This is a genomic window from Georgenia sp. AZ-5 (assembly GCF_043952095.1).
Classification (GTDB): domain Bacteria; phylum Actinomycetota; class Actinomycetes; order Actinomycetales; family Actinomycetaceae; genus Georgenia.
The window spans coordinates 4,518,643-4,526,044 of sequence record NZ_JBINOU010000001.1 but is presented as its reverse complement, the minus strand read 5'-3'; the positions used below and the strand labels follow the sequence as shown (position 1 = coordinate 4,526,044).

General features: G+C 74.5%; 5 protein-coding genes, 1 tRNA gene and 1 other RNA gene. 6 read left to right on the top strand and 1 reads right to left on the bottom strand.

Annotated features, from left to right (window positions below; all coding sequences use genetic code 11):
* Positions 1–2 precede the first annotated feature (2 nt).
* A tRNA-Ser gene (locus tag ACF0H8_RS20985) sits at positions 3–87 on the bottom strand.
* Between the two features lie 342 nt (positions 88–429).
* Here ACF0H8_RS20985 and ffs point away from each other — a divergent pair.
* The 6 genes from ffs (at position 430) to ACF0H8_RS20955 (ending at position 7,241) form a co-directional block, all read left to right on the top strand.
* An RNA gene (gene ffs / locus ACF0H8_RS20980) (signal recognition particle sRNA small type) lies at positions 430–526 on the top strand.
* Between the two features lie 60 nt (positions 527–586).
* A complete protein-coding gene (locus ACF0H8_RS20975; protein WP_395290778.1) occupies positions 587–3,115 on the top strand; it encodes a DNA polymerase III subunit gamma and tau in 2,529 nt (842 codons plus the stop codon).
* Positions 3,116–3,724, top strand: coding sequence for a recombination mediator RecR (gene recR / locus ACF0H8_RS20970; protein WP_395290777.1), 609 nt, complete (start codon positions 3,116–3,118; stop codon positions 3,722–3,724).
* A gap of 64 nt (positions 3,725–3,788) precedes the next feature.
* Positions 3,789–4,574, top strand: coding sequence for a TSUP family transporter (locus ACF0H8_RS20965; protein ID WP_395290776.1), 786 nt, complete (start codon positions 3,789–3,791; stop codon positions 4,572–4,574).
* Between the two features lie 301 nt (positions 4,575–4,875).
* Positions 4,876–6,156, top strand: a complete 1,281-nt coding sequence (locus ACF0H8_RS20960; protein WP_395290775.1) for an aspartate kinase — start codon at positions 4,876–4,878, stop codon at positions 6,154–6,156.
* Positions 6,153–7,241, top strand: coding sequence for an aspartate-semialdehyde dehydrogenase (locus tag ACF0H8_RS20955; RefSeq protein WP_395290774.1), 1,089 nt, complete (start codon positions 6,153–6,155; stop codon positions 7,239–7,241). The genes ACF0H8_RS20960 and ACF0H8_RS20955 overlap by 4 nt, the downstream gene beginning before the upstream one ends.
* Positions 7,242–7,402: the final 161 nt, after the last annotated feature.

The window sequence follows — 7,402 nt, the reverse complement described above, 5'->3', positions numbered from 1 at the left end:
GGCGGAGGATGGGGGATTCGAACCCCCGAGGGCTTGCACCCAACACGCTTTCCAAGCGTGCGCCATAGGCCACTAGGCGAATCCTCCTGGGGAAAGACGCCTTGCGGCAGACTTTCAGGTGTCGAGAGTACCCGACGCGCCGAGCCTCATCGACCGCCCACCGGTGTGCGCGGGCGTGCTCTTGGTCACCGTCACCCCTGCCCGGCGGCCCTGGCACGCGGCCGAGGGGCGCCGTCGGCGCCGTCGTTCGGCGGTGCGTCGCCGCCGGGCGGCCACCCGGATCACGGGGCTGGGCTTGCCCGTCGCCGGACGGCCGCGTATCGCCCTCGGGCCCGAGGTGCCGGACGGGTGCCGGGCGAACTCTGTAGCGCGGGCATCATTGTCACCGGCGAGTTTGCGGGCGTGCGCCCCTGGTCCGTTAGACTGCTTGGCGACCCCTCGTGCGGCGTCATCTTGCCGAACTCCCCCAGGGCCGGAAGGCAGCAAGGGTAGGTGAGCTCTGGCGGGTGCACGGGGGGTCCCTTGCGTCCACCGGCGCTGCTCGCGGTGCGTGCCACGTGTCAGCGGCCCCGGTTAGGGTCTGTGCGTGACCACCGCTCTGTACCGCCGCTACCGGCCCGAGACCTTCCAGGAGGTCATCGGGCAGGAGCACGTGACCGACCCGCTCATGGCGGCGTTGCGCGCGGACCGGGTCACTCATGCCTATCTCTTCTCCGGCCCGCGGGGGTGCGGGAAGACGACGTCGGCGCGCATCTTCGCCCGCTGCCTCAACTGCGCGCAGGGGCCCACGGACACGCCCTGCGGCACCTGCGCCTCCTGCGTCGACCTGGCGCGCGGCGGCGCCGGGTCCATCGACGTCGTGGAGATGGACGCCGCCTCCCACGGCGGCGTCGACGACGCCCGCGAGCTGCGGGAGCGAGCCGCGTTCGCGCCCGCCCGCGACCGCTACAAGATCTTCATCATCGACGAGGCCCACATGGTCTCGTCGGCCGGGTTCAACGCGCTGCTGAAGATCGTGGAGGAGCCGCCGCCGCACGTGAAGTTCATCTTCGCGACGACGGAGCCCGAGAAGGTCATCGGCACCATCCGGTCCCGCACCCACCACTACCCGTTCCGGCTCGTGCCGCCCGAGCGGCTCCTGGCGTACCTCGAGCAGCTGTGCGCCACCGAGGGCGTGCAGGTGGGCGGCGGCGTGCTGCCGATGGTCATCCGCGCCGGCGGCGGGTCCGTCCGGGACACCCTCTCGGTGCTCGACCAGCTGATCGCGGGCGCGCAGGACGGTGTGCTCGGCTACGACCGCGCGGTCGCACTGCTCGGCTACACCGACGCGGCGATGCTCGACTCCGTGGTGGAGGCGCTGGCGGCCCGCGACGGCGCCAGCCTGTTCAAGGTCGTCGACCGGGTCATCGGCTCGGGCCACGACCCGCGGCGCTTCGTCGAGGACGTCCTGCAGCGCCTGCGCGACCTCGTCGTCATCGCGATGGCCGGGGAGCAGGCCACCGCCGCTCTGCACGGGATGCCCGAGGACCAGCTCGAGCGGATGCGGACCCAGGCCGCCCATCTCGGCCCTGCGGAGCTCTCCCGCGCGGCGGACCTGGTGAACGACGCCCTGACCGAGATGACGGGCGCGACGTCCCCCCGCCTGCAGCTGGAGCTGCTGTGCGCCCGGCTGCTCCTGCCGGGCGCGGACGACGCGGCGCTGGGGTACGCGGCCCGGCTGGACCGCCTCGAGCGCGAGGTCGCCTCCGGCGTGCCGGTGCGGCCAGCCGCGGGTGCGGCGCCGCCGCCGGTCGCGCCGGCCGCAGGTGCGGGGGTGCCGCCGGTCGCGGCCGCCCCGGGCCCGGCGCGCGACCAGGACGCCGCCGCGGCGGCGGCCGCGGCGGCTCAGGCCCCGGCGTCGGCGGACCGCCCGGCGGACACACCCGCGCGCAGCGAGGCGGCTTCCGCGCCGGTGGCGCGTCCCGCCGCCGCAGCGGCCGGCCCCGGTGGCGGAGCTGATGCCACGGCGGGCCGGGGCGCCGCCGTGCCCGCCCCGGCGGGCCCGGGCGCCGCGGTGCCCGCAGCGTCCGGCCCCCGGGGGACGGCGCCCGCGGCCCCACGAGGTCCGGCGGCGCCCGCGGCCCCGCCCGCGGCCACGACCGCGCCGGCGGCCGCGCGCCCGACGGCGCAGGAGGGCGGCGGCGTCGACGCCGAGTTGATCCGCAACCGCTGGCCCGAGGTCGTGGCCACCCTCGCCCGGCTCAAGCGGTCGACGTGGACGCTCGTGTCGCAGAACGCCCAGGTCGGCGAGGTCTCCGGCGGCGTCCTCCGGCTGGTGTTCACCACGCCCGGGCTCGCCACCGCCTTCCGCAGCGGCCCGCACGCCGCCCCGGTCCAGCAGGCGCTGACCGAGACGCTGGGCGTCAACGTCCGGATCGACGCCATCGCCAGCGACGGGTCGGGCGCCCCCGGGATGCCGGCCCCCGCCGGCACGGCGCCGAGCGCCTCCAGCACCGCGCCCGCCGGCTCCGTGCCCAGCGCAGTCACCCCGCCGAGCGCCGTCGAGAGCGCCCGGGAGAGCTGGCGCGGCACCGGTGCGGCGCAGCAGCCCGGCACCCCCCCGCGGCCCGGCCCCGCCGCCCAGGCCGGCGTCGGGGACGACCGGAGGCCCGCGGGCCGCGCACCCGCCCACGCCGGGCCGGACCACGCGGCGCCCGCGCCTGCCGACGACTACCCGCTGCCGACCGAGCCCGTGGACGACGACCCGGGCCCGGGGTACTTCGACGACGCCGGCCCGATCGCGCCCGCCGCCGGCGCTCCGGCTCGCCCCGCGCCGTCCGCGCCCGGTGGCCTTTCGACGCCGCCCGCCGCGCCGTCCGCTCCCGCAGCGGCGCTCTCCGCCCCTGCCGCGGCCCCGTCCGCGCCCGGGGCGGCCCGCGGCCCGGCAGGGCGTCCGTCCGCGTCCGGCGGGCCGGCACCCGCACCGCGCCCGCGGGTGGCGCCGGCCGACGACGTCGCGTCGCTGGACGACCCCGACGCCGAGGGCTCGGGCCTGGTCGGCGCGCCGCTGGTCGCCAAGGTGCTCGGCGGGCAGGTCATCGAGGAGATCTCGCTGCCCCCGCAGGGGGTGGTGTAGTTGGCCGGGGTCTACGAGGGCGCCGTCCAGGACCTCATCGACGAGCTCGGCCGGCTCCCCGGCGTCGGTCCCAAGAGCGCCCAGCGCATCGCGTTCCACATCCTGTCCGCGGACGCCGAGGACGTCGGCCGGCTCGTGCACGCCCTGACCCAGGTCAAGGAGAAGGTGCGGTTCTGCGAGATCTGCGGCAACGTCTCGGAGGGCCCGCGCTGCCGGATCTGCGAGGACCCCCGGCGCAACCCCACGGTGCTGTGCGTCGTGGAGGAGGCCAAGGACGTCGTCGCGATCGAGCGCACGCGGGAGTTCCGCGGCCGGTACCACGTGCTCGGCGGGGCGATCAACCCGATCGACGGCGTGGGGCCGGACGACCTGCGCATCCGCGAGCTGATGACTCGGCTCGCCGACGGGGAGGTCGAGGAGGTCATCCTCGCCACCGACCCGAACATCGAGGGTGAGGCGACCGCCACCTACCTGGCGCGGATGCTGCGCGGCATGGGCATCGCCGTCTCCCGCCTCGCCTCCGGCCTCCCGGTGGGCGGTGACCTGGAGTACGCCGACGAGGTCACGCTCGGGCGCGCCTTCGAGGGCCGGCGGCGCATCGAGTCCTGACCCGAGCGCGGCACGCGGGTGGACGTGGCGGGCGGTGGCGCCCTGACGTGGTGGGATGCGCTGCGTGCCCCCCGAGATCGACGCCCTCGCCATCGTCCTGCTGGTCCTCGCCGGCCTGACCGCCGGCTGGGTGGACGCCGTCGTGGGCGGGGGCGGGCTCATCCAGCTCCCGGCCCTGCTGCTCGTGCCCGGCGTGACGCCGCTGCAGGCCCTGGCCACGAACAAGGTCGGCTCCATCATGGGGACCTCGATCAGCTCGGTCACGTACTACCGGCGGGTCGGCCCGGACCTGCGCACGGCGGCCCCCATGGCGGCGGCCGCGTTCGCCGCGGCGATCGGCGGCGCCGCGATCGCCAGCCGGATCCCTTCCGAGGCGTTCACCCCGATCATCCTGGTCGCGTGCGTCGTGGTGGCCGCCTGGACCCTCGCGCGCCCCTCCGTCGGCCGGCGCACCGCGCTGCGCTGGGAGGGCAACCGGCACGTCGGCGCCGCGCTCGGGCTGGGCCTGCTCATCGGCGCCTACGACGGCATGCTCGGGCCCGGCACCGGCAGCTTCCTCGTCATCTCCCTCGTCGGCGTCCTCGGTTACGCGTTCCTGCCCGCCTCGGCCATCGCCAAGATCGTCAACTTCGCCACGAACCTGGGCGCCCTCGTCTTCTTCGTGCCCCACGGCGCCGTGCTCTGGGCGCTGGGGCTGATCGTGGGGACCGCCAACCTCGTCGGCGCCTACATCGGGGCGCGCATGGCAGTCGCGCAGGGCAGCGGGTTCGTCCGAGTCATCTTCATCGTCGTCGTCGGGGTGCTGATCGTGCGGCTCGGCTGGCAGACCATCGACCAGAACTGGGGCTGACGGCCCCTCTCGTAGGATGACGACCACCCCTCGTGCATGACGGCCGAGTGCATGACGGCCGAGTGCATGACGGCCGCTCGGGCGTGCGTCGTCCGCACGCGCGTGAGGTTCGTCATGTCCGGCGCGGCCCCTCGGCGCCGTCACGGCCCCGGCCTGCGCCGACCCGCGCCTCTGGGCAGGTGTGGCGTCCATCATCCGGATCTGGCGCAGACCGGCACATGAGACGTCCCTAGGATGGTGCGGTCAGACCGCGGGCGACGTCGTCGGACCCGCGACCGCACTCCCTCCCGGAGCAACCCTCGTGGCCCTCGTCGTGCAGAAGTTCGGTGGCTCGTCCGTCGCGGACGCAGCCAGCATCCAGCGCGTCGCCAGGCGGATCGTCGAGACCAAGCAGGCGGGCAACGACGTCGTGGTCGTCGTCTCCGCCATGGGCGACACCACCGACGACCTGCTCGACCTCGCGGCGCAGATCACCGACGACGCCCCGGCCCGGGAGATGGACATCCTGCTCACCGCGGGCGAGCGCATCTCCATGGCACTGCTCGCCATGGCGATCAACAAGCAGGGCGTGAAGGCCCGCTCGTACACCGGCCAGCAGGCGGGGCTGCGCACGGACACCCGCTACGGCAAGGCGTCCATCACCGGCGTCGTGCCGGAGCGCGTCAGCCGCGCCGTCCGCGACGGCCAGGTCGCGATCGTCGCCGGCTTCCAGGGCGTCAACGAGCTCGGCGACGTCACCACGCTGGGCCGGGGCGGCTCGGACACCACCGCCGTGGCGCTGGCCGCGGCGCTGCACGCCGACGTCTGCGAGATCTACACCGACGTCGACGGCCTGTTCACCGCCGACCCCCGCATCGTGCCCAGCGCCCGCCACATCGGCCAGCTCACCTTCGAGGAGACCCTCGAGCTGGCCGCCCAGGGCGCGAAGATCCTGCACCTGCGGGCGGTGGAGTTCGCCCGGCGCTACGAGGTGCCGCTGCACGTCCGCTCGTCGTTCTCGAACAAGGAAGGCACCTGGATCACCGACAGCCCTGTCGCGACCGGGTCCGAGGAGGAAGCCATGGAAGACCCGATCATCTCCGGCGTCGCCCACGACCGCAGCCAGGGCAAGATCACCGTGGTCGGCGTGCCCGACGTGCCAGGCACCGCCGCGCACCTGTTCGAGGTCGTCGCCTCGGCGGACGCGAACATCGACATGATCGTCCAGAACGTCTCCTCGCAGGCGACCGGGCTGACCGACATCTCCTTCACGCTCCCCGAGGCGGACGGCCCGGCCACGCTGAAGGCCATCGAGGCGGCCCACGACCGGCTGCAGTACCAGGAGCTGCGCTACGACGACCAGATCGGCAAGGTCTCGCTGGTCGGCGCCGGCATGCGCTCGCACCCGGGCGTCTCCGCCAAGCTGTTCGGCGCCCTCTCGGCCGCCGGCATCAACATCGAGATGATCTCGACCTCGGAGATCCGCATCTCCGTGGTCACCCGCGCGCAGGACCTCGACAACGCCGTGCGCGCGGTCCACACCGCATTCGACCTCGACGCCGAAGAGACCGAGGCCGTGGTCTACGGAGGGACCGGACGATGACCACCACCGCAGCAGGTTCCCAGCAGGCGCCCGGGCGTCCCGGCCTGACCGTCGCCGTCGTCGGCGCCACCGGCCAGGTCGGTGGGGTCATGCGCACCCTGCTCGCCGAGCGGGACTTCCCCACGGCCAAGGTCCGCTTCTTCTCCTCGGCCCGCTCCGCCGGCAAGACGCTGCCGTTCCGCGGCGAGGACGTCGTCGTCGAGGACGTCGCGACGGCGGACCTGACCGGCATCGACATCGCGATCTTCTCCGCCGGCGCCACGGCGTCGCGGGAGTACGCGCCGAGGTTCGCGGCCGCCGGCGCCGTCGTGGTGGACAACTCCTCCGCGTGGCGCCGGGACCCCGAGGTCCCGCTCGTCGTCTCCGAGGTGAACCCGCACGCGATGGCGGACCGCCCCAAGGGCATCATCGCCAACCCGAACTGCACCACCATGGCGGCCATGCCGGTGCTGAAGGTGCTCGACCGCGAGGCCGGCCTGCAGCGCCTGATCATCTCCACCTACCAGGCCGTGTCCGGCTCCGGCCTCGCCGGCGTCCAGGAGCTCGCGGGCCAGGTCCGTGCCGCCGTCGAGCAGGACTTCACCAGGCTGGCCGTGGACGGCTCCGCCGTGACCATGCCGGAGCCGCAGAAGTACGTCGCGCCCATCGCGTTCGACGTCGTGGCGCTGGCGGGCTCGATCGTCGACGACGGCTCCGGGGAGACCGACGAGGAGCAGAAGCTGCGCAACGAGTCGCGCAAGATCCTCGAGCTGCCCGAGCTCGCCGTGGCGGGCACCTGCGTGCGGGTGCCGGTGTTCACCGGTCACTCGCTGGCCATCAACGCCGAGTTCGCCCGGCCCATCAGCCCCGAGCGGGCCACCGAGCTGCTGGGCGAGGCCCCCGGCGTGGAGCTGTCGGACGTCCCCACGCCGCTGCAGGCCGCGGGCGCGGACCCCAGCTTCGTCGGGCGCATCCGCACGGACCAGTCCGTCCCCGGCGGGCGCGGCCTGGCGATGTTCGTGGCGAACGACAACCTGCGCAAGGGCGCGGCGCTCAACGCCATCCAGATCGCCGAGCTGCTCGCCACGGAGCTGCTCGCCGTCTGAGCCGGCTCCGGCAGTTCCGCGGAAACCCGCGCCGAAGAGGCCCTAACTTCCCGTTTCGCCAAGGAACGGGAAGTTAGGGCCTCTTCGGCGCGGCGGATGGATGCCCGCCCAGCGGGCTCTGGTGCGGCTGGCGTGTGCACACTGGCTTCGCTGCCCGGTTC

Bases quoted from the DNA above. Each gene is read 5' to 3' on its own strand.
- ACF0H8_RS20955 (WP_395290774.1), top strand. From the start codon at position 6,153: ATGACCACCACCGCAGCAGGTTCCCAGCAGGCGCCCGGGCGTCCCGGC.